We start from the raw sequence: 23,882 nt of genomic DNA, 5'->3' as shown, positions 1-23,882 counted from the left end.
CGAGCTTATTGCCCTACTTGGTATCCCGGTACTTGTTCATGGCATCGTCCAGATTCTGCAACGCCTGGCCGTACTGGGCGAAGTTGCCGCTCTGCTGAGCCTGCTGCATCGCGTCCAAAGCGACCTGAACCTGTTGCAGGGCAGCCGCTTTCGCAGCCGTCAGCTGAGTTGCCCCGCCGGGCACCGCAACCGGCACCTCCGGCGCAGTCCCGGACGGGTTGGCCGGCGGAGCCGCCTGCGGCTGCTGGTTGGCCGGCGGCGACGCCGCGGGCGGCTGGCCGGCGGGCAGATCCGTCGGAGCCGGACCGGTCGCCGTCGCCCCGGCACCTGGCCCGAACAACTCGTCGAGCGCGTCCCGTACCGTCGGGCCGTAGCCGACCTTGTCGTTGTACATCATCGCCACGCGGATCAACCGGGGATACGACGATGCCGCGTCGCTGGCGCCCGGCGAGGCGTAGACCGGCGCCACGTACAGCAGACCGCCCTGCGCCACCGGCAACGTCAGCAGGTTGCCCCAGCGGATGCGGTTCTGATTGTCGCGACCGATCACACCGAGGTCCTGGCTCACCGCGGTATCGGTACTGATCGCGTTGAAGGCCAACTTTGGGCCGTTGACCTGACCGGGAATGGTCAGCACGGTGATCTTGCCGTAGGTCGACGGGTCGGAGCTGGCGCTGATGTAGGCGGCGAGGAAGTCACGCCGGAACCTGTTCATCGCCGTGGTCAGCTGGAACGACGCCGAATTGTCGTTGGAGGCAATGTCCTTGGCGACGATGTAGTACGGCGGCTGGAAGCTGCTGGCCGTCGGGTTCGGATCCAGCGGCACGTCCCAGAAGTCCGACGTCGAGAAGAACGTCACCGGATCGTTGACGTGGTACTTGGCCAGCAGCGCGCGCTGCACCTTGAACAGGTCCTCGGGGTAGCGCAGGTGCGCCTGCAGCTCCGGCGAGATGTCCGACTTCGGCTTGACCGTGCCGGGGAACACCGACTCCCACGCCTTGAGCACCGGATCGCTCTCGTCCTGCGCGTACAGCGTCACGGTGCCGTCGTAGGCGTCGACGGTGGCCTTCACCGAGTTGCGGATGTAGGACACCTGCTTGTCCAGCGCCAGCCGGTTCAGCGCGATCTCGTTGGAGTCCGCGGTGGCCGAGGACAGCGAGGTCAGCTCCGAGTAGGGGTAGTTGTCCAGCGTCGTGTAGCCGTCGACGATCCACACCATCCGCTTGTTCACGATCGCGGGATAGACGCTGGTGTCGGTGGTCAGCCACGGGGCGACCGCCTCGACGCGCTGCGCCGGGTCACGGTTGAACAGGATGCGACTGTTCTCGCCGATCACGTTGGAGAACAGGAAGTTCCGCTCGGCGTACTTGGCCGCGAAGACGCTGCGCGCCAGCCAGTTGCCCACCGGGACGCCACCGGTGCCGCCGTAGGTGTAGTTCTTCGTGTCGGTGTTGGTCTCGTAGTCGTACTCGCGGTCGGCGCCGTTGCGGCCGACGATCGCGTAGTCGTCGGTCGTGTTGGCGATGATCGGGCCGTAGTAGATGCGGGGTTGATCCAGCGGTGCGGGTCCCGGTGACACGACGCTGCCGTTGGCGCCGACGACGCTGGCCAGGAACTCGGGATAACCGCCGTTCTGGTTCGGGTCGTTGGCCACGCCGCGGACCGTGTTGGCGGGCGAGGCGATGAAGCCGTTGCCGTGCGTGTACACCGTGTGGCGGTTGATCCAGTCCCGTTGATTGTCGATCAGCCGGTCGGGGTTGAGTTCGCGCGCCGCGACGACGTAGTCGCGCAGGTTGCCTCCGGTGTCGTACCGGTCGATCGACAGTTGGTCGGGGAACGAGTAGAAGTTCTTGCCCTGCTGGAACTGCGTGAACGCGGGACTGACGATGGTGGGGTCGAGCAGGCGGATGTTCGACGTCGTCGCACGGTCGGACGCCACCTGCTGCGCCGTGGTCGCGGCGTCCCCGCTGTAGTCGCGGTAGGTGACGTTCTGGTCGGTGAGCCCGTAGGCCTGTCTGGTCGCGGTGATGCTGCGACTGATGTATTCGCTTTCCTTTTGCGCCGCGTTGGGCTTGACGCTGAACTGCTCGACGATCAGCGGCCAGGCCGCCCCGACGATCAGCGAGCTCAGCAGCAGCAGCACCACGCCGATCGCGGGGATGCGCAGATCCCGCAGCACCACCGCGGAGAACACCGCCACCGCACAGATCAGCGCGATCGCCAGCAGGATCAGCTTGGCGGGCAGCACCGCGTTGATGTCGGTGTAGCCGGCGCCGGTGAACGGCTTGCCACCACGGGTGTGGCTGAGCAGCTCGTAGCGGTCCAGCCAGTAGGCGAACGCCTTGAGCAGCACCAGCGTGCCGACGAGGGTGACGAGCTGGATGCGCGCCGAGCGGCTCAGCGCGCCCGTGCGCCCGGCGAGGCGGATGCCGCCGAACAGGTAGTGCCCCAGCAGGTTTGCGATCAGCGCCAGGAACGTGGCGACGAACAGGAAGTTCAGCACCAACCGGTAGAACGGCAGATCGAAGGCATAGAAGCCGAGGTCGAGGCCGAACTGCGGATCGGTCACGCCGAAGTCGCCGCCGTGCAGGAACAGCTGCACCTGCACCCAGTAGGTTTGTCCGACGATGCCGGCGAGCAGACCGATGAACACCGGAACGCCGATGCCGAACAGCCGCAGCCGCGCCATCACCGAGGTGCGGTAGCGGGCGACGGGATCGTTGGGTCCGGCGGTGGGGACGAACACCGGACGGTTGCGGTAGGCCAGGGCCAGCGCGGCGAAGACGACGCCGCCGACTAGGACCGCCGCGACCACGAACACGACCAGACGGGTCAGCAGCGTCGTGGTGAACACCGATCGGTATCCGAGCTCGCCGAACCACAGCCAGTCGACGTAGGTGTCGATCAGGCGGGGGCCGATCAGCAACAGAACGACGACCGCCAGGGCGATCCCGATCAAGATTCGGCTACGTCGAGTCAGCTTCGGCATTCGTGCCGCGGGCCGCATCCCCACTCGTCAACTCCAGTCTCGGGTGCCACGAACAGGTGGCAGGCAGTCACACGCCGCGATTGGACGTGCCATAACTCTACGCATCCGTCGCAAAGGGACTTCTCAGCAATGGGGAGGTTCACCACCAGCGGAATAGGTCTTCAAGGCATCCACCGCGCCGGCCAGATTCTCCACCTTGATCAACTGCAGACCGTCCTCGTGGGCGGACTTGGCCTCGTCGCAATTCTCCGCGGGGACCATGAACACCTCGGCCCCGGCCTCCTTGGCGGCATACATCTTGTGGGTGATGCCGCCGATGGGGCCGACCTTGCCGTCACCGGTGATGGTTCCGGTGCCGGCGACGAACTTGCCGCCGTTGATGTCGCCCGTCGTGAGCTTGTCGACGACGGCCAGGCTGAACATCAGACCCGCCGACGGACCGCCGATGTTGGCGAGGTTGAAGTCGATCTTGAACGGTGCCCACGGCGCGTCCAGCACGCCCACCCCGAGGAAGCCGTAGTCGCGGTCGGGGTTCTTGCCCAGCGTGATGGTCGTCGTGCCCAGCGACCCGTCCTTGCGGCGGTAGTCGACGACGAACTGGTCACCGGGCTTGGTGGCCTTGAGGATGTCGGTGAACTGGGCGAGGTTGGCGACCGGCTTGTCGTCGACCATGTCGATGGCGTCGCCGTCCTGCAGCTTGCCCGCCGACGGCCCGTCGGACGTCACGGTCTGGACGGTCACGGCCTGCGGGTACTTCAGGTACCCCAGCGCCGCGTACTCGGCGCTGTCCTCCGACTGCTTGAAGTCGGTGGTGTTCTCCTTGTCGATGTCGTCCTTGCTCTTGTCCGGCGGGTAGACCAGGTCCCGCGGCACCAGCTGCTCGTTGCCCGACATCCACAGCCGCAGCGCCTGGCCCAAGGTCAGACCGTCGCTCTGGCTGACCGTGGTCATGTTGAGGTTGCCCGACGTGGGATGCACCTCGGTGCCCTCGATGTCGACGACCTGCTTGCCGTCCACCTCGCCGAGCGTGTTGAACGTCGGACCTGGCCCGAGTCCCACGAACGGCACCGTCACCACCGACAGCAGCAGACCGAAGATCACGATCGGGACCAGCGCCACCACCAGCGTCGAGATGCGCCTGTTCGTTCCACCCTTCACGCTGCATACATTAGGGCGCTTCGCCGAGTGCCCGGCGCCACGCACTTGCGGCCGCAGGTGCTCACTCGCCCCGCGACCTCGAAGTTCACTCTCGGCGTGACCCGGGCACACGCACCCGGCGCCCGGGGTGAGTACCGTTGACGCCATGGCTGACCTGCCCTTTGGCTTCTCCCCGGGAGACGACCCCGAACGAGACGACCGCAAGAAGGACCCCGGCGAGGGTTCGTCGTCGGATCCGTTCGGATTCGGCGGCGGCGACTTCGACATGAACAACCTCGGGCAGATCTTCTCCAAGCTCGGCGAGATGTTCAGTGGCGCCGGGCACTCGATGGCCGGTGGAGCGCAGGCCGGGCCGGTGAACTACGACCTGGCCCGCCAGTTGGCGTCCAGCTCGATCGGCTTCGTCAAGCCGGTGTCCGAACAGACCAGCGCCGCCGTCGGCGACGCCGTGCGGCTGGCCGATACGTGGCTCGACGGTGTCACACCCCTGCCCGCCGGTACCACCAAGTCCGTCGCGTGGACGCCCAGCGAGTGGGTGGACAACACCATGGCGACCTGGAAGCGGCTGTGTGATCCTGTGGCCCAGCAGATGTCGACGGTGTGGGCCTCGGCGCTGCCCGAAGAGGCCAAGGCCATGGCGGGCCCCCTGCTGGCGATGATGACGCAGATGGGCGGGATGGCCTTCGGCTCCCAGCTGGGTCAGGCCCTCGGCACACTGTCGCGGGAAGTGTTGACCTCCACCGACATCGGGCTGCCGCTGGGGCCGAAGGGCGTCGCCGCGCTGATGCCCGAGGCCATCGAGGCCCTCTCCGAGGGGCTGGAGCAGCCGCGCGGCGAGATCATGACGTTCCTCGCGGCGCGTGAAGCCGCCCACCACCGCCTGTTCAGCCACGTGCCGTGGTTGTCGAGCCAGCTGCTGAGCGCCGTCGAGGCGTTCGCGCACGGCATGAAAGTCGACATGAGCAGCATCGAGGACATGGCCCAGGGGTTCAATCCCGCCGCGCTGGCCGACCCGGCGGCCATGGAGCAGCTGCTCAACCAGGGCATCTTCGAGCCGAAGTCGACCCCGGAGCAGATCGCCGCACTCGAACGCCTCGAGACGCTGCTGGCACTGATCGAGGGCTGGGTGCAGACCGTCGTGACCAGCGCCCTCGGTGACCGAATCCCTGGAACGTCGGCGCTGAGCGAGACCCTGCGCCGGCGCCGCGCCACCGGCGGTCCCGCCGAGCAGACCTTCGCCACGCTGGTCGGGCTGGAGCTGCGGCCGCGCAAGCTGCGCGAGGCCGCCGTGCTGTGGGAGCGGCTGACCGAGGCGGTGGGCCAGGACGCCCGCGACGCCGTCTGGCAGCACCCCGACCTGCTTCCCGGCTCCGACGACCTCGACGAGCCCGCGGGCTTCATCGACCGCGTCATGGGTGGCGACACCAGCGGCATCGACCAGGCGATCGCCGACCTGGAGAAGGACTTCGGGGACGACTCGAAGTAGTCATCCACAGGGTCCTCGGGGCCTGTGGATGGTTCGCACCCGGCAGGGGCTTGCCGTGGCAGAGTCGGCGCATGTCGCGTCACACCCTCAACCCGGCGATGCCGGTCCTGGTCCGGCCCGACGGCGTCGTCCAGGTGGGCTGGGATCCGCGGCGCGCGATGCTCGTCGAACCGCCAGACGGGTTGTCGGCCGCCGCGCTGGCCGATCTGCTGCGCACCATGCAGTCCGGGGTGACCGATGCCGAGCTGGTGGCGCTGGCCTGCGCCCGCGGCATCGCCGAGTCGGCGGCCATGACCGAGCTGGTCGGTGCCCTCGCCGCGGGCGGGCTGGTCACCGCCACTCCCGTACCCACCCGGTCGGCGTCGATCCGCATCCACGGCCGTGGACCGCTGTCGGATCTGCTCGCGAGCGCGCTGCGCTGCTCGGGGGCCAGGGTCAAACAGAGCGACCGCAAGCACGCCGGGGTCACCGCGGGGACGACGGATCTGGTGGTGCTCTCCGACGTGCTGGTCGCCGATCCGCACCTGCTGCGCGAACTGCACCGGGCGCGAATTCCGCACCTGCCGGTGCGGGTGCGCGACGGGACGGGGCTCATCGGCCCACTGGTGATCCCCGGAGTCACCAGCTGCCTGGGCTGCGCCGATCTCTACCGCAGCGATCGCGACGCGGCCTGGCCGGCCGTCGCGGCCCAGCTGCGCGACGCGGTCGGCAGCGCGGATCGCGCCACCCTGCTTGGCACGGCGGCGTTGGCGCTCAGCCAGGTCGATCGCGTCATCGAGGCCGTGCACGAGTCCGACGACCCGCGCCGCGCGGATGAACCGCCGTCCACCCTGGACACCACGCTCGAGTTCGACGTACGCACCGGCTCGACGACCAGCCGCCGGTGGTCGCGCCACCCTCGCTGCGAGTGCTGACGCCCGGGCCCGTTCCCCGACGGTGCCCTAGTTCCTACTTTCGACGTGCCGCCGGGCGTCCCACCTGGTGCTCAGCGGCGCGTCCCAGTCACCGCGCTCCAGCCACCGGCACAGGGCGCGCACCTCCCCGGCCCCGTCGATCGGACCCACCCATCGAACCCGGCCCTCTGGGCGCCGGTCGACGGTGCAGGGTTGCACGGCGACCGTGACGCGCCCCACCGCCTGGGTGCACCGGCCCGGTGCGAGCAGACAACCCGTCGTGACCAGCATGCCGTGAGCGCTCCGCCGGATCGTCGCCCTGAGCTCGGCCGGCACCGCGGCGTCCCCGTCGGCCGCGCACGCGGTGCACACGATGACGGTGAAGGGCCGACGGGTCCCGAAAGACGTTTTCCCAGAAGGATTTCGACGCTGAGCCGACATCGCGACCAACCCCTCTCGGTGACCGTACTGATGAAAATGATTTTCGACAACGACCTCCCCGGACTGTACCGTGAAACCCCGCTAGATGACAACGATTATCAATAAGGAGCGGTATGCGGACTCCTGTAGTGCTGACGACCGGCCAGGGCGACACCGATGCGGTGACCGACACGCTGCTGCGACGACCCGGAACGCTGGTCGTGCGGCATCGGTTCGACGGCCACGTCGTGCGTCGCACCCTCGAGATCCAGCGCGACGGCCTGCCGCAGACGATCGAGACCGCGCTCGAACTGGCGCACGGCTGCTTGTCGTGCACAGTGCGCGACGACCTCCTGGTGCTGCTGCGACGGCTGCACCGACGCGACGACCTCGACCGCATCGTGGTGCACCTGGCGCCGTGGCTGGAACCCGAGCCGATCTGCTGGGCGATCAACCACGTCGAGGTGCGGGTCGGACCCGGATACTTGGACGGCCCGGCGGCCCGCGACGTCGCCATCCGGGCCGTCGTGACCTGCGTGGACGTCGACCGCTTCCTCGAGCAGGCCCTCGGCGAGGACGAGCTGGCCGATGGCAGGACCGTCGCCCAGGTGGTGGTCGGACAGGCCGAGTTCGCCGACGTGCTGGTGCCGACTCGCCCGGAGGCGGTGACGCTGGCCGTGCTGCGACGCCTGACGCCGCGCGCGCGGATCACCGTCGGGCCCGACCGCGTCGAGATGGCGCTGGCGAACCTGGAACCCGACGCCCGCCGCGGTCGCAGCGACGGCCCCCACAAGCCGCTTCTGGCCGGCCAACCGCCACTCGGACGCGACGGAGCCGTGCAGCTCGTCGAGTTCACCGCGACCCGGCCACTGCACCCGCAGCGGCTGCACGCCGCCGTCGACCTGCTGCTCGAGGGGGTGATCCGCACCAGGGGCCGACTGTGGCTGGCCACCCAACCCCGGCAGGCGATGTGGCTGCAGTCCGCGGGTGGCGGGTTGCGCATCGACACCGCGGGGCGGTGGCTGGCCGCCATGGATGCCTCGGAACGGGCCTATGTGGCCCCCGACCGACGCGCCATGGCCGACCTGATGTGGAGCGCCGAATACGGCGACCGGCACACCTCGATGGTGATCCTGGTCTGTGGCGCCGATCCCAGCGACGTCGTCGCCGCCTTGTCCGGCGCCGTGCTGACCGACGCCGAAATGGCCGCGCCGTGGGATTGGGCCGACTACCCGGATCCGTTCGGCGACTGGCACGAGGATCCGTGCGACGACGGGGCCGAGCTGGCCGACTCGAATGCCGACGAGAGCCGTCCGGAGCGCCACACCGGCGAGTGAGCACGATGGCCGCTCCCCGCGGCGGTCGCGCTGCCAGCATCGTCATGGATGATGGAGTCGTGGCAGACATCAAGCGTGGACGAGTCGCCAGGAACGCCAAGCTCGCAAGCCTGCCCGTCGGGTTCGCCGGGCGGGCCGCCCTTGGCTTCGGCAAACGGCTGACCGGCATGTCCAAGGACGACGTCAATGCCGAGATGATGGAGAAGGCCGCCAATCAGCTCTTCACCGTCCTCGGCGAACTCAAGGGCGGCGCGATGAAGGTCGGCCAGGCGCTGTCGGTGATGGAGGCCGCGGTCCCCGAGCAGTTCGGCGAGCCCTACCGCGAGGCCCTGACCAAGCTCCAGAAGGACGCCCCGCCACTGCCCGCAACGAAGGTGCATCGCGTCCTGAACGCCCAGCTCGGCACCAAGTGGCGCGACCGCTTCCAAGCCTTCGACGACACCCCCATCGCGTCGGCCAGCATCGGCCAGGTTCACAAGGCCATCTGGTCCGACGGCCGCGAGGTCGCGGTCAAGATCCAGTACCCGGGCGCCGACGAGGCCCTGCGCGCCGACCTGAAGACCATGCAGCGACTGGTCTACGTCTTCCGGCAGCTCTCCCCCGGCGCCGACGTCCAGGGCGTGGTCGACGAACTCATCGAACGCACCGAGATGGAACTCGACTACCGGCTGGAGGCCGACAACCAGCGTGCCTTCGCCAAGGCCTATCACGACGACCCGCACTTCCTGGTGCCCGCGATCGTCGCGAGCGCTCCCAAGGTGGTCATCGCCGAGTGGATCGACGGCATCCCGATGGCACAGATCATCCGCACCGGCACCCCCGAGCAGCGCGACCTCATGGGCACCCGACTGGCCGAGCTCACCTTCGGCGCACCACAGCGCCTCGAGATGATGCACGGTGACGCCCATCCCGGGAACTTCATGCTGCTCGCCGACGGACGCATGGGCGTCCTCGACTTCGGTGCCGTCGCACCGCTTCCCGGCGGACTGCCCCCGGAGCTCGGGCAGATGCTGCGCTACGCGCAGGAGAAGGACTACGACCGGCTACTGCCGACGATGGAGCGGATCGGGTTCATTCAGCGTGGCCAGCAGGTGTCGGCACGCGAGATCGACGACATGCTGCGTCAGTACGTCGAACCCATCGAGGTCGAGGTATTCCACTACACCCGCAAGTGGATTCAGCGCATGGCCGCGGCCAACATGGACCTCTCGGCCGACGCGATCCGGACGGCCCGCGCGATGGATCTGCCGGCCAAGCTGGCGATCCCGATGCGCGTGATCGCCTCGATCGTCGCGATCTCATGCCAGCTCGACGCCCATGTACCGGTGAGAGCGCTTACCGCAGAATACATTCCGGGCTTCGCGTCCTGATCTTCGAGCACGCCGCCTGACCCCAGCAATACGTGGGGTCAGGCGACCTGTCGCCGGCTACGCGGCCGCCGGGTTCGCAACCGGGTTCTTCCGCGGGCGGCCCCTTGGCCTCTTACGCGCCACCACCGCTCCGCGGTCGATGATCTCGCCGCCCCAAACTCCCCATGGCTCTTGGCGTTCCAGCGCTTCGGCGAGACACTGACGCCGGATCGGGCAGTCCGCGCACAGCGTCTTGGCCCGCTCGAGTTCGAGGGGGTTCTCGGCGAACCACAGGTCGGGATCACCGACGTGACACGGCACCGCCGGATGCGTTCTTTCGGGGCATGTCTGCGCAGACATGTCCGAATCACCTTCTTCCTGGTCTCAGTCGATCGGCCATCTGTCTTCGATGGATCTGCGACCAGGTGTTCGGATGTCCCGAAAACGAATCTGGCCACGGATCCTGTGGTGTCGGGTCCGTGGCCATGAGGCTTTCGAGAGCTTCCTAGATGGAGCCTCGATTCACGGACGCGACGGTCGCGGCGGCGGCGCGTCGCTTGAGCGCCGGAATGGCGCGCTTCGTGCCAATCGCCCAATGCGCCGCCGGGGCGACGGGTCCAGCGACGTGGAGGGACCACGGCATGACGTCGACGTTGGCATGGGCGTTGGCACGAGCATTGGCTACGCCGGAGAACGACTGGAACTTCATGATGGACACCTCCCTACCGACTCGACTGAATTAGACGCTTACGAGGTTAGAGGCTAACACCCAAATCGGACAAGCGATTTTCTGACCTGCATCTTTGGCAGAATCTTGGTGCATCCCGACCGTTTTCGCGGCACGGCCTAACGCCGGCCCCTGACCAGCGCCAAGACGTCGGCTCCGTACTGCTCGAGCTTGCGCGCACCGATGCCCGGAATCGCGACCAGAGCCGCCTCGTCGGAGGGCAGCGTCTCGGCGATGGCGAGCAGGGTGTTGTCGGTGAACACCACGTAGGCAGGCACCTTCATCGTCTTGGACGTCTCCAGGCGCCATTCCTTGAGCTGCGCCAGCAGTTCTTCGTCCAGGTCGGACGGGCAGGTCTCGCAGCGCCGCAACATGATCGACGCGGGTGTGCTCAACGCGCCATTGCAGATCCGGCAGCGTGGGGCGGGGCCACGCTGGCGGCGCGGCTTGCTCGGCCCCTCGTCGGTGCCGGTCTGCGGTGCGATGCCGTTGAGGAAGCGCGACGGCCGGCGACCCTGCCGTCCACCGGGAGTGCGGGCCAGCGCCCAGCTCAGCGCCAGATGCACGCGCGCCCGCGTGACCCCGACGTAGAGCAGCCGACGCTCCTCCTCGACCTGCTCGCTGTCGGCGCCGCGGGCCAGCGCATGCGAGATGGGCATGGTGCCGTCGGCCAGACCGACCAGGAACACCGCGTCCCATTCCAGTCCCTTGGCGGCGTGCAGCGACGCCAGCGTGACGCCCTGGACCACCGGTGGGTGCCGCGCATCGGCGCGCTGCCGCAACTCTGCCAGCAGGGCGCGGATGTCCAACGAGGGCCGCAGCGCGACCTCCTCCTCGACCAGCTCGACCAGGGCGACCAATGCCTCCCACCGCTCACGGGCCCGGACACCCTGCGGCTCTTCGGCGGTCAGGCCCAGCGGCTCGAGCAGTTCGCGCACGACGGGCGGCAGCTCGGCCCCGACGGCGTCGACCCGCTCGGCGGCCCGCTGCAGCGCGACCAGGGCCTGGCGCACCTCCTGACGGCTGAAGAAGCCCTCCCCGCCCCGCACCTGGAACGCCACGCCCGCGGCGGTCAGGGCTTCCTCGTAGACCTCCGACTGGGCGTTGATCCGGTAGAGCACCGCGATCTCCGCAGGCGCAGTGCCCGCCTGGATCAGCTTCTTGATCGACTTCGCGACGGCCCCGGCCTCGGCGACCTCATCGGGATGCTCGGTGAACGTCGGCACCGGCCCGGCATCGCGCTGACCGATCAGGTGCAGCTTGCTGCCCGCCATGCGTCCGCGGGCCATCGAGATCACCCGGTTGGCCAGGGAGACGACCTGCGGGGTGGAGCGGTAGTCGCGTTCCAGCCGCACCACCGCCGCGTCCGGGAAGCGACGGGAGAAGTCCAGGAGATAGGCCGGGGTGGCGCCGGTGAATGAGTAGATGGTCTGGTTGGCGTCGCCGACCACCGTCAAGTCGTCGCGGTCGCCGAGCCAGGCGTTCAGCACGCGCTGCTGCAGGGGCGTGACGTCCTGGTACTCGTCGACGACGAAGCAGCGGTAGCGGTCGCGGAACTCCTGCGCGACCGCGGCATCGTTCTCGATCGCCGCGGCGGTGTGCAGCAGAAGGTCGTCGAAGTCCAGCAGAGTGGTGCCGTCGCGGCGGGCCTTCAGCGCCTCGTAGCCGGCGTAGACGGCCGCGACCTTGGCGGCGTCCAACGGGATGTCACGCCCCGCCTCGGCGACCGCGGCGGGGTAACCCTCGGGGCTGATCAGCGACGCCTTGGCCCATTCGATCTCACCGGCGAGGTCGCGGACGTCGTCGGTGCTCGCCTGGATCCTGGCCCGGTTGGCCGCCTGGGCGACCACGCCGAACTTGCTGTCGAGCAGCTCCCACCCGGTGTCACCGACGACCCGCGGCCAGAAGTACTGCAGCTGCCGCCGGGCCGCGGCGTGAAACGTCATGGCCTGCACGGCCCCGGTACCGACCCCGTCGGCGCCCTGCTCGTCAAGGGACCGCAACCGGGCCCGCATCTCCCCCGCTGCGCGCGAGGTGAACGTCACCGCAAGCACCTGGCCGGGCGCGACGTGCCCGGCCGCCACCAGATACGCGATGCGGCGGGTGATGGTCCTGGTCTTGCCGGTGCCGGCACCCGCGAGCACGCACACCGGACCCCGCGGCGCCTGCACGGCCTCGCGCTGCTCCTCGTCGAGATCGTCGATGAGCCGCACCAACGGCCCACTCTTGCCCGACGAGGTGGCCACGGGAGCCTGGGATGGCATGGCATCCATCTTGGCAGGGGGTGGCGACATTCACCGATTCGACGGTCGCGCAGCTCACCCCCGATGGTGCAATACCGCCGGTCTCCACTACGTTGACAACGCTATGACAGGTACCAATGCGCAGCTGACCATGTACTCGACGTCGTGGTGCGGCTACTGTGCCCGGCTCAAGTCCGCCCTGAAGTCCGCGGGCATCGGCTACACCGAGGTCGACATCGAGGCCGACCCGGCCGCGGCGGAGTTCGTCGGCTCGGTCAACGGCGGCAACCACGTGGTGCCGACGGTGAAGTTCGCCGACGGTTCGACGCTGACCAACCCCAGTCTCAAGCAGGTCCAGGCCAAGCTCGCCGCCTGAATCAGTCGACGTACGCCCAGGATTCGATGATCTCCCTGGCTATCGAGATCGAACCGGGCAGCAACAGCCGCGACGGCGAGTCGCTGGTCCAGTCCCCGTCGGCCAGCGCCGCGCGCACCTCGTCCCTGGTGAACCACGCCGCCTCGGCGATCTCGCCGTCGCTGAAGAAGAACTCCTGCTCCGGATCGCCGATGGCGTGGAAGCCGACCATCAGGGAGCGCGGGAACGGCCATGGCTGGCTGCCCAGGTACGTCACGTCGCGCACGTCGAGCCCGATCTCCTCGGCGACCTCGCGCACGACGCACGACTCGAAGGACTCGCCGGCCTCGACGAAGCCGGCGATCAGCGAGAACAATCGCTCGGGCCACACCGTCTGACGCGCCAGCACCGCGCGGTCGTGCCCGTCGTGGATCAGGCAGATGACGGCCGGGTCCTGACGCGGGAATTCCTCGTGTCCGTTGACCGGGTTGATCCGCGACCAGCCCGCCTTGTGACTCTTGGTCGGCGAGCCGTCGATGCTGCTGAACCGGGCGCTGTCATGCCAATTCAGCAGGGCGGTCGCGGTGGCCACCAGCTGCGAGCTGAGGTCGTCGAAGATCGCCCCCGCCTGGCGCAGGTTGAGCACCTCGGACTCGGCATGCGGATCCTCCGGCCCCTCCAGCGCACCGCGCACCGCCCACACGTGCCTGCCGTCGGGCATCCGGCCGAGGAACACCGCGTGCTCGTCGGGCTCGCTGGAATGCTTGGCCGCCTTGCCCAATACCACCTGGCCGCCGGAGATCAGCACCTGATTGCGCCGATCCACGTTCAGCAGCACGGCATCGGCCCACCCGTCGCGCAGCGCGGCGGGGTCGGTGCGCAGTTCGTCCGCCCGCACCAAGCCGACGCGCGACAGCAGGGGAACGTTGCGCAGCGCGAAGGCTCCAGGAGTACTCAACGGTTACCTTCTGCATTGCGGATGTAGAGCAGGCGGTCGCCGAGCTCCATGGCATCGACCTCGGGATCGTCCACCCGGAGCAGCTGCCCCTCCCGGACGACGCCGAGCACGATGTCGGGCAGGTGCCGGGCCGATCCGCCGAGCTCCTTGGCTGATACGTCGCGCTCGGCGATCGCGAAACCCGCATCGGGGGTCAGGAGGTCCTCGATCATCTCCACCACGGTCGGGGTCTTGGTCGCCATGCCGAGTAGCCGCCCGGCAGTCTCGGAGGACACCACCACGGAGTCCGCGCCGGACTGCAGCAGCAGGTGCTGATTCTCGGCCTCGCGGATCGAGGCGATGATCTTGGCCTTGGGCGCCAGCTCGCGGGCGGTCAGCGTGACGAGCACGGCGGTCGGGTCGCTGTTGGTGGCCACGACGATCGCCTTGGCGTGCTGGGCGCCGGCCAGCCGCAGCACGTCGGCGCGGTTGGCGTCACCGTGCACCGTCACGAGGCCGGCCTTGTCGGCGCGGTCCAGCGCTGCCCGGTCGGTGTCGACGATGACGATCTCGCTGCTCTTGGCGCCGTCACCGATCATCGCCGCGACGGCGGTCTTGCCCTTGGTGCCGTATCCGACGACGACGGTGTGGTCGCGCACTCTTCTCCTCCACTGCTGGATCTTCAGCGTCTGACGCGAGGCCTCGGTCAGGGTTTCCACCGTCGTACCGATCAACACGATGAGGAACGCAACCCGCAACGGCGTGATCACCAGGACGTTGATCAACCGCGCCGACGGGGTGAACGGGGTGATGTCGCCGTAGCCGGTGGTCGACAGCGACACCGTGGCGTAGTACAGGCAGTCCAGGAAGGACAGCTCGTTGCCCTGGACGTCGCGGTAGCCGTCACGGTCGAGGTAGACGATCGCGACGGCGGCGAACAACGCGGTCAGCGCGTAGATGACCCGCATGACGATCTTGCGGGCCGGGCTGACCGGGGTCTCGGGTATGCGCAGCGTGCCGACCAGCGCATGGTCGGGCTGCGTGGTCAGCGTCTGATCGAGCGCCGCCAACCGACGACGCAACCTACCCTTGGCCATGAGGGCCCATCATCTGCCCAACACGCCGCACAGCACAATGTAACCATGACCTCCCCCGCACCAACATTCGGCGACGCCCCCAGCCAGAAGACCGCCCAGCGGATGGGCGCGATGCTCGTCGGCATGGGCGTGCTGCACTTCGTCGCCCCGAAGCCCTTCGACACGATCGTTCCCGCCGAGCTGCCTGGCACGCCGCGGTTCTACACGCTGGCCTCCGGCGTGGCCGAGGCCGCGACCGGAGCGATGCTGCTGGTGCCGAAGACCCGACGGGTCGGCGCGCTGGCCGCGATCGCGCTCTACGTCGGCGTCTTTCCCGCCAACGTCAACTCGATCCGAGTGTTCTGGAGCAAGGGCTGGCCGGCCCGCGTCGCCTCCATCGCGCGGCTGCCGCTGCAGGTGCCGATGATCACGCAGGCGCTCAAGGTGTACCGCAACGCTCCTCGCTAGGCACGGCCAGCAGCCCCGCCAGCTCCGTGGCGTCGGGCAACGTCTCGGGCACGACCGTGCGCCCGCTGCGCACGTAGTGGAACGCGGCGCGCACCGACTCCGGTGCGACCCCCGACGTCGCCGCCCAGGCCAGCCGGTAGACCGCCAGCTGAATGGCGTTCTGCTGCAATGCCTCCGGGTTCGATGGCGGATCGCCGGTCTTCCAGTCGACCACGGTCACCCCGCCGTCGTCGTCGGCGAAGATCGCGTCGATGCGGCCGCGCACGACTATGCCGCCCACGATCATGTCGAACGGGACCTCCACCTCCATCGGTGTCCGCGCCGCCCACGGTGACACGGCGAACGCGCTCTGCAACTCGGCGAGCCGCTCGGCTTCGAGCAGACCGAGTTCGCCGTCGACTGCGCCCGGGAGGTCCTCCAGGTCGAACAACCGGTCGGCGTGGAAGAACCGCTGCACCCAGTCGTGGAACGCGGTACCCAGCAATGCGTGCGGGTCGGGTCGCATCGGCAGCCGGCGCTGCAGCCGGCGCAGCGCGCCTTCGCGGTCGCGGCCAATGTCGACCAGCGCGCTGACGGACAGTTGCGGCGGCACTACCGCGGTGGGCCTGGCCAGTGCCTGCGCACGCTCGACGAGCAGTGCATCCACGTCGGCCGCCCAGCCATCGACGTCCGCCTCGCCCGTCGGCACCGGCGAGGCACCGGCCGCCATGGCCGCCTCGACGAGCTCGGCGCCACGATGGACGGTGGTGCGCTGCGCGCCCGCCGATTCCTCGGGCCACGACCGCTCGGTGACGATGTCCCGCAGCGGGTTGACCTCCCCCTCCGCCGGGGCCGGCGCCCAGTGCTCGACGACGCCACACGGATCGCCCTCGGCGGTCGTCCGGTCGATGACGTCCTTGATCTCCAGCAGGAAGTCCGACGGCCCCCGGGCCTTGGACTCGGTGGCACCCCAGTGGTGACCCGAGAGCACCAGCGTGTCCTCGGCGCGAGTCAACGCCACGTACAGCAGCCGGCGCTCCTCGTCGGTGCGGCGCTGATCGAGCGTGGCCCGGTGGGCGGCGATCGCGTCGGACAACGCCTTCCGATCGTTGACGTCGGAGGTGTCCAGCACTGGCACGCCGTGCTCGGTCACCGAGGCGCGGTCACCGCGCAGCAGTGGCGGCAGGTCACCGGCGTCGGTCAGCCAGGTGCGCGCGGTTCCCGTCGACGGGAACACCCGGCCGCTCAGATGCGGCACGGCGACGACCTGCCACTCCAGCCCCTTGGCCGCATGGACCGTCAGGATCTGCACGCGGTCCCTGGACACCGTGAGCTCGGCGGGCGCCAGACCCTTCTCGACGTCCATTGCGACGTCGAGATAGGCCAGCAGCGCCGCCACCGTGGCCGATGGCCGCGCCGCGAAGTCGGCCACGACGTCGGCGAACGCATCGAGGTGCTCGGTACCGCACCAGCCCGCCGAAACCGATTGCTCGGCACGCACTTCGGCGTCCACCCCCAGCATCCACCGAATCTCGGCGATGAGCTCCGGCAGCGGGTGGTGCATCTGGGCGCGCAGTGTCGTCAACTCGCGGCAGAGGGCCACGATCCGCTCGTATCCGACCGGTGAGTACCGGTCGGAGTGGCCGGGGTCGCAGATCGCGTCCGCCAGGCACGCCCGATCCGCGTCGGGACCGGCGGACGCGACGACGTGCGCCGTCGAGGACCGCTCGGCGGCCGACCCGGCTGCGGAGTCGAGCTCCACGGCCCGCCGCCACAGCGCGGTCACGTCGGCAGCGCCCAACCGCCAACGCGGCCCGGTGAGGACGCGCATGGCGGCCGAGCCCGCGGTGGGGTCGGCGGTCAACCGCAGCATCGCGACGACGTCGGCCACCTCGGGCACCGACAGCAATCCCGACAATCCGACCACTTCGACCGGCACCCCTCGATTGGTCAGGGCCTCGGCCATCGGGGCGGCATCGGCGTTGCGGCGTACCAGCACCGCCGCGGTGGGGATCTCCGCGCCCGCCGCAACGGCACCGTGGTAGCGCTCCGCCAATTGTTGGGCGACCCAATCCCTTTCGGTGCTCACGTCGTCGAACAGCGCGCAGGAGATCGCGCCGGGTTGCGCACCGGGTCGCGGCAACAGCTCACGGACCGCCACCGACCTCCGGCGTGCCTCGGCAGAGACCGCGTTCGCCAGATGCAGGGCCCGCGGCGGGTTGCGCCAGCTGGTGCGCAGTTCCAACGTCGGCGCGGGCGTGCCGTCCGACAGTGGGAAGTCCGTGGTGAACCGTGGCAGGTTGGTCGCCGAGGCGCCCCGCCAGCCGTAGATCGACTGGATCGGGTCACCGACGGCGGTCAGCGCGAGCTCGTCGTCGGCGCCTCCACCGAACAACGACGACAGCGCCACCCGCTGTGCGTGCCCGGTGTCCTGGTATTCGTCGAGCAGCACCACCCGGTAGCGCTCCCGCAACTGCGCGCCGACTTGGGGAAACGCCTCGGCGAGACGGGCGGCCGATGCCATCTGCATGCCGAAGTCCATCACGTTCTCGGCGCGCATCCGTTGGTGCAGTGCGTCGATCAGCGGCACGATCATCGCGCGCTCGGCCTGGGTCGCCAGCATCCTCAGCAGCGACTGACTTGGCCCGGTGTCGCGCTGCCGGGGACCGGCGGGCAGGGCGTGCACCAACCGCTCCAGCTCGACGTGAGTGTCGCGCAACTGGTCGGTGTCCACCAGGTGCTCGGCAAGTTGGCCGGCCAGCCGCAACACCATCGCGGTAATGGTGGCCGGTGACTTGTCGGTGTCCAGGGCCGCGGGGTGCTCACAGACCACCCGAAAGGCCAACTGCCACGACTCGGTCTCGCTGATCAGCCTGGTGGACGGTTCGACCGGCAACAGAAGGCCGTGCTCGCGCAACAGCGTGCCAGCGAAGGCGTGGTACGTGCCGATCGACGGGTGCTCGTCGACCTCACCGGAGTCGCCGGGAACCAGGCCCGCCCCCGCCAACCTGGCCAGCCGGGTGCGCACCCGGCGCAGCAGCTGCCCGGCGGCCTTGCGGGTGAACGTCAACCCGAGCACCTCACCTGGGCGGGCGTGACCGTTGGCGACCAGCCAGACGACCCGCGCGGCCATCGTCTCGGTCTTGCCCGCGCCAGCACCCGCGATGACGACCAGCGGACCCGGTGGCGCGGCGATGACGGCGGCCTGTTCCTCGGTTGGCTCGAAGATGCCGAGCGCCTCGGCGAGTTCGGACGGGCTGTACCGGGCGATCACGCGCGTCCCTCCGCCGCGGCCCGGGCTGGGCACATCGCGCGCACGGGACAGTGCACGCAGCCGTCGTTGACACGGGCCACGAACTGGGGACCGCTGGTGGCTGCGGCCGCCTCCCGGACGCGGTCGCGCCACTCGGCCCGACCGTCGGCCGTCATCGGGTTCTGTTCGCGCTCAGCGGCTCCGGACGCACCGATCTTGCCGAGGTAGACCAGGCGGCCACCGCCAGCCTCGTCACCTTGGGGCAGGACGCCTTCGGCGATCGCCAGCTGGTACATCGCCAGCTGGGCATGCCGTTGGGCGTCGTCCTTGGTGACGGGGCTCTTGCCAGTCTTGACGTCGACGATGACGAGGCGGCCCTCGGCGTCGCGCTCCAGCCGATCGACCCGTCCCCGAACGCGCACCCCGGGCAGCTCTGCGTCGGCGGGCGCGAGGACGCCGTCGACGTCGACCTCGGTGCCGACCTCGGTCAGCTCGTGGCGCGTCTGCTCGCGCCACTGCACGAAGGCCCTCAGCATCTCCCGATGGCGGTCGAGTTCGTTGGCCGCATACCAGGACGCCTCGAACGGCAGCTCGTCCCAAACCGATTCGAGCTCGGCGAGCAACTGCCCCTCGCTCTTGCCCGAATCCGACACCAGCGCGTGGACGAGGGTGCCCAACGCGGACCGGACGTCGCGACCGTCGCTGCCCCCGTGGCGCTCGAGCAGCCACCGCAGCGGGCAGTCGGCCAGCGTCTGCAACGTCGACGGCGACAGCGTCACCACGTGCTCCGCGCCGGTCCACAGCGGCTGTTCGGTCGACGTTGCCGTGGTGCCATACCACTGATCGGGGACCGCACCGGGCACGCCAGCGGTCGCCAGCCGGGCCAATTGCGTTGCCGCACGCTCTCGCATCGCATCGCCCACCGTGCCCTCGGGCGCACACACCACCGCGCGGAGCCTGCCGACGACCGCGGCCGGCGTCAGCACGCGCGGGGCGCGAATGGGCTCGGCGGGCTCGGCCGGCCGCTCGGTCGACAGCGCGAGCAGTTCAGCGCAGAAGGGTGACGGCAGCAGGGCGTCGTCACCCTCCTCGCCGTCGACGGCGGTCACCAGCACGTGGGTGCGTGCTCTGCCAAGCGCGGCGAGCAACAGCCTGCGCTCCTCGGCCAGCAGCGGCGCCCTGGTCGAGGTGCCGTCGGCGATGCCGTCGAGGGCGTCGACGAGTCGTTGCGTCCCGAGCACGCCGCCGCGGGGAACCACGTTGGGCCACAACCCCTCCTGCACACCGGCGAGCACCACGAAGTCCCACTCCCGGCCGAGCGCCGCGTGCGCCGACACGACCGCCACCGCCTCCCCCACCGCGGCAGCGTCGTCGGCCGGAGCGGACAGCACCATGGCCCGCACGTGGTCGACGAAACCGGCCAGCGACGCGCCCGTGACGTGGGTGACGTACCGCTCGGCCACGTCGAACAACGCGGTCACGGCGTCGAGGTCACGGCCCGCCTGGGCGCCAACCGTTCCCGCGCGTTCGGTGGCGGCCAACCAGCGTCGCTGCAAACCGGTCTGATGCCAGGCCTGCCACAGCGTGAACCGCGGATCCAGGCCGTCGGCGTCACTGCGTGCGGCCGCCCCCACCACCTTGCGCACCCGTTTGAGCGCCTGTGCGAGCTGCTCCGGGATCTCGGCGGTGAGCGGCCGGCGGGCGTCGAGCACCTCGACCAGTAGCTCGGCGAACTCTCGGGGTGGGCTGGCGGCGTCGATCCGGCGCAGGGTGCGTCGCAGCTGCCGCAACGACACCGGGTCGACCCGTCCGATCGGACCGGTCAGCAAGGCCAACGCCCGTTCACCGGTCATCCCGGCGACGACGACCTCGAGCACGGTGAGCAGTGCGGCGACCGCGGGATGCTCGGCGAGCGGGCCCGTGGCGGCCTGCTGGCGGACCGGCACTCCTGCGGATGCCAGCGTGCGGGCGACCGCGGCCCCCACCCGTGGCACCGACCGCACGATGACCGCCATCTCGGACCACGGGACGCCGTCGACCAGGTGCCTGCGCCGCAGCGCGTCGGCGATCACGGCCGACTCGGCGCGCTCCGACGCGGCGATTCGGACGGCCACCGACCCCGTCGCAGCACCCGCGGCGGTGAGCTGCCTGGCGGGGTCGGCCCCTGGCAACCGGGCGGCGATCCCCGTCACCGCGCGCGCCACTGCCGACGAACAGCGGTGCGACTCGGTCAGGACGACGGTCGGATGGTCACCGTCGCTCAGCAGCGCCGGATCGGCTCCGCGGTAACCGAACACGGCCTGGTTGGGATCACCGGCGATCAGCGCGAGCTCGGCCCCGGCGGCCAGCACCCGGACCAGCAGCGCGGCCTGCGGGTCGAGGTTCTGCGCATCGTCGACCAGCAGCAACCGGATCCTGCCACGCTCACTGGCCAGCAAGTCCGGGTCGGCGGCGAACGCCTCCAGCGCCGCGCCGACCATTTCGGCCGCGCCGAGGGCGGGAATGGTGGCCTGCGGTGCCGCCATGCCCACCGCCGACCGCAGCAGCATCACCTGCTCGTACACCTGCGCGAACCGGCCGGCGGCGACCCACTCCGACCGGCCGGCGCGCCGCCCGATGCGTTGCAGCGCAGCGGGATCCACGCCGCGCTCGGTGCATCGGGCCAACAGATCGCGCAACTCGTTGGCGAATCCGACGGTGCCGAGGGCAGGCCGCAGGTGCCGCGGCCACGGCACGGACGCATGCTCGCCGTCCTCCACGTCGCCGGCCAGCAGCTCCCGGATTATGCCGTCCTGCTCGGCACTCGTGATCAACCGTGGCGGCGGATCGCCGTTGCGCTGGGCCGCCAACCTCAGCACCGCGAATGCATAGGAGTGCACCGTGCGCACCATCGGTTCGCGCACCGCGGCAGGCCCGGAATCGCCGAGCAGGGCGGCGGTCACCGCGGCCCTGGCCCGAACCCCCAGTTTGGCCGAACCCGTGAGCAGCAGAACCGATTCCGGGTCGACCCCGGCGGCGATGCGCGCGGCCGCGGTGTCGACCAGCAGCGAGCTCTTGCCCGTACCGGGACCGCCGAGCACCCGCACGGTGCCCCGCAGACCGGGATCGGTCAGCACGGTGGGCGACGACGCGGTGCGTGAAGCGGGCATGACGGCATGACATCACGCGGGTCCGACAAGTGCCGCCAAGCCAGGTCGACGGCACGGGGCCGTCACGATCACCGGACGGTACTGGCAGCATCGACACCGTGAACGACGTGTTGAACGTGTGCCGATTCGGCCCCCAGCGGCCGCCCCAGATCCTCGCCATCCACGGCCTGACCGGGCACGGCCAGCGGTGGCAGACCCTGGCCGACCAGCACCTGCCCGAGTACGCCATCCTGGCGCCCGACCTCCTCGGCCACGGGCGCTCGTCGTGGGCCGCGCCGTGGACCATCGACGCCAACGTGGCCGCGCTCGGCCACCTGCTCGACACCGACGCCAAGGGTCCGGTCTGGGTGGTCGGGCATTCCTTCGGCGGCGCCGTCGCGCTGAACCTCGCGGCCACCCGGCCCGACCTGGTCGCCGGACTGGTGTTGCTCGACCCCGCGGTGGCGCTCGACGGTGCGTGGATGCTGGAGATCGCCGACGCGATGCTGAGCTCACCGGACTTCGCCGACCGCGACGAGGCACGGGCGGACAAGGCGTCCGGTTCGTGGGGTGAGGTCGACGCCGCCGAGCTGGAGCGCGACATCGACGAGCACCTCGTCGAGCTGCCGAACGGGCGGGTCGGCTGGCGGGTCAGCTTGCCCGCGACGACGTCGTACTGGAGCGAGCTGGCCAGGCCGATCGCGGTGCCGCGGGAAGGCACCCCGACGACGCTGATTCGCGCCATCCGGACCGATCCCCCCTACGTCTCCGACGAGCTCGTCGCGTCGTTGAGCGCTCGACTGGGTGCTGACTTCACGCTGATGGACTTCGACTGCGATCACATGGTCGCCCACGCCATGCCGGCCGAGACGGCGGCGGTGGTTCGCGACCGGGTGGGCTGACGGGTGGCCGCGATCACCGACGAACAGGTGGAGAGGGTGCGCGCGCTGGTGGCCTCGATACCCGCCGGACGCGTGTCGACCTACGGTGACATCGCCGCCGCCGCAGGCCTTTCCAGCCCCCGCATCGTCGCGTGGATCATGCGGACGGATTCCTCGGACCTACCCTGGTACCGGGTGATCACGGCTTCGGGCCGGCCTGCACCGCACCTGGCCACCCGCCAGCTCGAAAACCTCAGGGCCGAAGGCGTTCTGGCCAGGGACGGCCGGGTACGGCTGGCCGAAGTCCGGCACCAGTTCTAGAGGATCAGCCGCACCAGCGCCGCGGTGCGGGCCAGACCGGGGAACGCGGCCGCCGTCGAACGCGGATGCAGCGCGTGGACCGCCAAGCGGAACATCAAGGCGCGCAGCAACATCTGCGGCCACTCCGGAAGCGGCGCCCACCGCTCGACGAGCCCGTCGTCGGCCTCGCCCCAAGCCAGCGCGTCGACCACGACCACCCCTGCCGCCCAGGACGCGGGTCGCCAGTATGGCGTGATGTCGGTGATTCCTGGAGCGGCCGAACCCGCGAAGAGCACCGTGCCGTAGAGGTCGCCGTGCACCAGCTGGCTGGGGCTGCGCGTCGGCCGGCGCAACGCGGCCAGCTGATTGATCAACTCGACGGAGCGCTGCCCGTCGGCCCCGCCCGGCGCCACCATCGCCCCCGGCGGCAACGAATGCAGCGGGCGTTCCTCCCAGGCCGCGCGGTCGGCGGCGACGAACACGTCGACGTCCGACCACGGCACGCCCGGCGGCTGGGTCAAGAACCGCGGCCGTTCCAGCTTCGCGGTGGCCTCGTGCAACCGCACCGCGGCCGAGACCACCTCGTCGTGGCGAGGTTCCGGCGTTCCGGTGACGAACGTGTCGGCGCGCCAGCCCGCGACCACGTAGCGACCGTCGCTCGAGCGGACCGGCCTGGCCAGCCGCACCCCGTCGACGAACAACGTCTCGCGGACCTTCGCGGACCATCCGGCGCGGGCGTGCTCGGCGACCATCGACAGCACGACCTCGCCGCACCGCCAGCCGCCCTCCCAGCTCGAGCCGAGCGGGATGGGGCGCACGCCCGTCAGCCCAAACGCCGCCAATACGTGGTCAGGCGGCATGTCGGCACTCACGGGCACAGCCTAAGGCGTGCCCGGGCCAACC

19 protein-coding genes are annotated in these 23,882 nt (G+C 69.9%); 8 read left to right on the top strand and 11 right to left on the bottom strand.

Features of this window, described 5'->3' with window-relative positions; all coding sequences use genetic code 11:
- Positions 1-13: 13 nt before the first annotated feature.
- Entirely contained in the window at positions 14-3,013 is a 3,000-nt protein-coding gene (locus SBI80_RS03615) for a UPF0182 family protein (RefSeq protein WP_318973040.1), read from the bottom strand.
- Between the two features lie 99 nt (positions 3,014-3,112).
- Entirely contained in the window at positions 3,113-4,147 is a 1,035-nt protein-coding gene (locus SBI80_RS03610) for a YlbL family protein (RefSeq protein WP_318973039.1), read from the bottom strand.
- Between the two features lie 145 nt (positions 4,148-4,292).
- Here SBI80_RS03610 and SBI80_RS03605 point away from each other — a divergent pair, with 145 nt between their 5' ends.
- Entirely contained in the window at positions 4,293-5,633 is a 1,341-nt protein-coding gene (locus SBI80_RS03605; protein ID WP_318973038.1) for a zinc-dependent metalloprotease, read from the top strand.
- 71 nt (positions 5,634-5,704) lie between these two features.
- On the top strand, positions 5,705-6,547 hold the full coding sequence (locus SBI80_RS03600; RefSeq protein ID WP_318973037.1) for a TOMM precursor leader peptide-binding protein: 843 nt from the start codon (positions 5,705-5,707) through the stop codon (positions 6,545-6,547).
- 27 nt (positions 6,548-6,574) lie between these two features.
- Here SBI80_RS03600 and SBI80_RS03595 read toward each other — a convergent pair whose 3' ends face one another.
- On the bottom strand, positions 6,575-6,898 hold the full coding sequence (locus SBI80_RS03595; RefSeq protein ID WP_318973036.1) for a hypothetical protein: 324 nt from the start codon (positions 6,896-6,898) through the stop codon (positions 6,575-6,577).
- Positions 6,899-7,080: 182 nt separating this feature from the next.
- Between SBI80_RS03595 and mrf the strand changes: the two genes are divergently transcribed.
- Together mrf and SBI80_RS03585 are read left to right on the top strand one after the other, a co-directional pair.
- Entirely contained in the window at positions 7,081-8,283 is a 1,203-nt protein-coding gene (mrf, locus tag SBI80_RS03590) for a ribosome hibernation factor-recruiting GTPase MRF (RefSeq protein WP_318973035.1), read from the top strand.
- Positions 8,284-8,327: 44 nt separating this feature from the next.
- The gene (locus SBI80_RS03585) at positions 8,328-9,653 is read left to right on the top strand and encodes a macrolide-binding ATPase MABP-1 (RefSeq protein WP_318973034.1); all 1,326 of its coding nucleotides are present in this window, start codon (positions 8,328-8,330) and stop codon (positions 9,651-9,653) included.
- A 57-nt stretch (positions 9,654-9,710) separates the two neighbouring features.
- Here SBI80_RS03585 and SBI80_RS03580 read toward each other — a convergent pair whose 3' ends face one another.
- The 3 genes from SBI80_RS03580 to SBI80_RS03570 all read right to left on the bottom strand — a co-directional run bounded on the left by SBI80_RS03580 (position 9,711) and on the right by SBI80_RS03570 (position 12,632).
- Entirely contained in the window at positions 9,711-9,992 is a 282-nt protein-coding gene (locus SBI80_RS03580) for a WhiB family transcriptional regulator (protein WP_318973033.1), read from the bottom strand.
- 145 nt (positions 9,993-10,137) lie between these two features.
- Positions 10,138-10,341: a hypothetical protein gene (locus SBI80_RS03575; protein ID WP_318973032.1), complete on the bottom strand. Its 204-nt coding sequence runs from the start codon at positions 10,339-10,341 to the stop codon at positions 10,138-10,140.
- A 137-nt stretch (positions 10,342-10,478) separates the two neighbouring features.
- Positions 10,479-12,632 (bottom strand): ATP-dependent DNA helicase UvrD2, encoded by a 2,154-nt coding sequence (locus SBI80_RS03570; RefSeq protein ID WP_413232657.1) that lies wholly within the window; start codon positions 12,630-12,632, stop codon positions 10,479-10,481.
- 94 nt (positions 12,633-12,726) lie between these two features.
- Between SBI80_RS03570 and mrx1 the strand changes: the two genes are divergently transcribed.
- Positions 12,727-12,978 carry a mycoredoxin Mrx1 gene (gene mrx1 / locus SBI80_RS03565; protein WP_318973030.1) on the top strand — a complete coding sequence of 84 codons (252 nt, stop codon included), beginning with the start codon at positions 12,727-12,729 and terminating at the stop codon, positions 12,976-12,978.
- Position 12,979: 1 nt separating this feature from the next.
- Here mrx1 and nudC read toward each other — a convergent pair whose 3' ends face one another.
- Both nudC and SBI80_RS03555 read right to left on the bottom strand, forming a co-directional pair.
- Positions 12,980-13,915: an NAD(+) diphosphatase gene (nudC, locus tag SBI80_RS03560; protein WP_318973029.1), complete on the bottom strand. Its 936-nt coding sequence runs from the start codon at positions 13,913-13,915 to the stop codon at positions 12,980-12,982.
- Positions 13,912-14,991 (bottom strand): potassium channel family protein, encoded by a 1,080-nt coding sequence (locus SBI80_RS03555; protein ID WP_318973028.1) that lies wholly within the window; start codon positions 14,989-14,991, stop codon positions 13,912-13,914. Before SBI80_RS03555 ends, nudC begins: the two co-directional genes overlap by 4 nt.
- A 45-nt stretch (positions 14,992-15,036) precedes the next feature.
- On the opposite strand from SBI80_RS03555, the gene SBI80_RS03550 reads away from it, so the two are divergent.
- Positions 15,037-15,438, top strand: a complete 402-nt coding sequence (locus SBI80_RS03550) for a DoxX family protein (RefSeq protein ID WP_318973027.1) — start codon at positions 15,037-15,039, stop codon at positions 15,436-15,438.
- Here SBI80_RS03550 and SBI80_RS03545 read toward each other — a convergent pair.
- The gene (locus SBI80_RS03545; RefSeq protein ID WP_318973026.1) at positions 15,410-18,691 is read right to left on the bottom strand and encodes an ATP-dependent helicase; all 3,282 of its coding nucleotides are present in this window, start codon (positions 18,689-18,691) and stop codon (positions 15,410-15,412) included. The two genes, SBI80_RS03550 and SBI80_RS03545, sit on opposite strands and share 29 nt — an antisense overlap.
- Positions 18,688-21,819, bottom strand: coding sequence for a PD-(D/E)XK nuclease family protein (locus SBI80_RS03540; protein WP_318973025.1), 3,132 nt, complete (start codon positions 21,817-21,819; stop codon positions 18,688-18,690). The genes SBI80_RS03545 and SBI80_RS03540 overlap by 4 nt, the downstream gene beginning before the upstream one ends.
- Positions 21,820-21,917: 98 nt before the next feature.
- On the opposite strand from SBI80_RS03540, the gene SBI80_RS03535 reads away from it, so the two are divergent.
- Complete coding sequence (locus SBI80_RS03535; protein ID WP_318973024.1) at positions 21,918-22,700, top strand: alpha/beta fold hydrolase; 783 nt, start codon at positions 21,918-21,920, stop codon at positions 22,698-22,700.
- Between the two features lie 3 nt (positions 22,701-22,703).
- Positions 22,704-23,000: an MGMT family protein gene (locus SBI80_RS03530; protein WP_318973023.1), complete on the top strand. Its 297-nt coding sequence runs from the start codon at positions 22,704-22,706 to the stop codon at positions 22,998-23,000.
- Here SBI80_RS03530 and SBI80_RS03525 read toward each other — a convergent pair.
- Positions 22,997-23,851 carry a TIGR02569 family protein gene (locus SBI80_RS03525; RefSeq protein ID WP_318973022.1) on the bottom strand — a complete coding sequence of 285 codons (855 nt, stop codon included), beginning with the start codon at positions 23,849-23,851 and terminating at the stop codon, positions 22,997-22,999. The two genes, SBI80_RS03530 and SBI80_RS03525, sit on opposite strands and share 4 nt — an antisense overlap.
- Positions 23,852-23,882 lie beyond the last annotated feature (31 nt).

The sequence above is a fragment of the Mycolicibacterium sichuanense genome, assembly GCF_033741125.1.
Taxonomy (GTDB): domain Bacteria; phylum Actinomycetota; class Actinomycetes; order Mycobacteriales; family Mycobacteriaceae; genus Mycobacterium.
Note: the sequence above shows the minus strand (reverse complement) of the source record. Positions and strands in the feature narration are given on the sequence as shown.

What these genes read in the sequence shown, in the direction of transcription:
- SBI80_RS03605 (WP_318973038.1), top strand. Translation starts at nt 4,293, where the DNA reads ATGGCTGACCTGCCCTTTGGCTTCTCCCCGGGAGACGACCCCGAACGA.
- SBI80_RS03600 (WP_318973037.1), top strand. Translation starts at nt 5,705, where the DNA reads ATGTCGCGTCACACCCTCAACCCGGCGATGCCGGTCCTGGTCCGGCCC.
- mrf (WP_318973035.1), top strand. Translation starts at nt 7,081, where the DNA reads ATGCGGACTCCTGTAGTGCTGACGACCGGCCAGGGCGACACCGATGCG.
- SBI80_RS03585 (WP_318973034.1), top strand. Translation starts at nt 8,328, where the DNA reads ATGGATGATGGAGTCGTGGCAGACATCAAGCGTGGACGAGTCGCCAGG.
- SBI80_RS03580 (WP_318973033.1), bottom strand. Translation starts at nt 9,992, where the DNA reads ATGTCTGCGCAGACATGCCCCGAAAGAACGCATCCGGCGGTGCCGTGT.
- SBI80_RS03575 (WP_318973032.1), bottom strand. Translation starts at nt 10,341, where the DNA reads ATGAAGTTCCAGTCGTTCTCCGGCGTAGCCAATGCTCGTGCCAACGCC.
- SBI80_RS03570 (WP_413232657.1), bottom strand. Translation starts at nt 12,632, where the DNA reads ATGGATGCCATGCCATCCCAGGCTCCCGTGGCCACCTCGTCGGGCAAG.
- mrx1 (WP_318973030.1), top strand. Translation starts at nt 12,727, where the DNA reads ATGACAGGTACCAATGCGCAGCTGACCATGTACTCGACGTCGTGGTGC.
- SBI80_RS03555 (WP_318973028.1), bottom strand. Translation starts at nt 14,991, where the DNA reads ATGGCCAAGGGTAGGTTGCGTCGTCGGTTGGCGGCGCTCGATCAGACG.
- SBI80_RS03550 (WP_318973027.1), top strand. Translation starts at nt 15,037, where the DNA reads ATGACCTCCCCCGCACCAACATTCGGCGACGCCCCCAGCCAGAAGACC.
- SBI80_RS03540 (WP_318973025.1), bottom strand. Translation starts at nt 21,819, where the DNA reads ATGCCCGCTTCACGCACCGCGTCGTCGCCCACCGTGCTGACCGATCCC.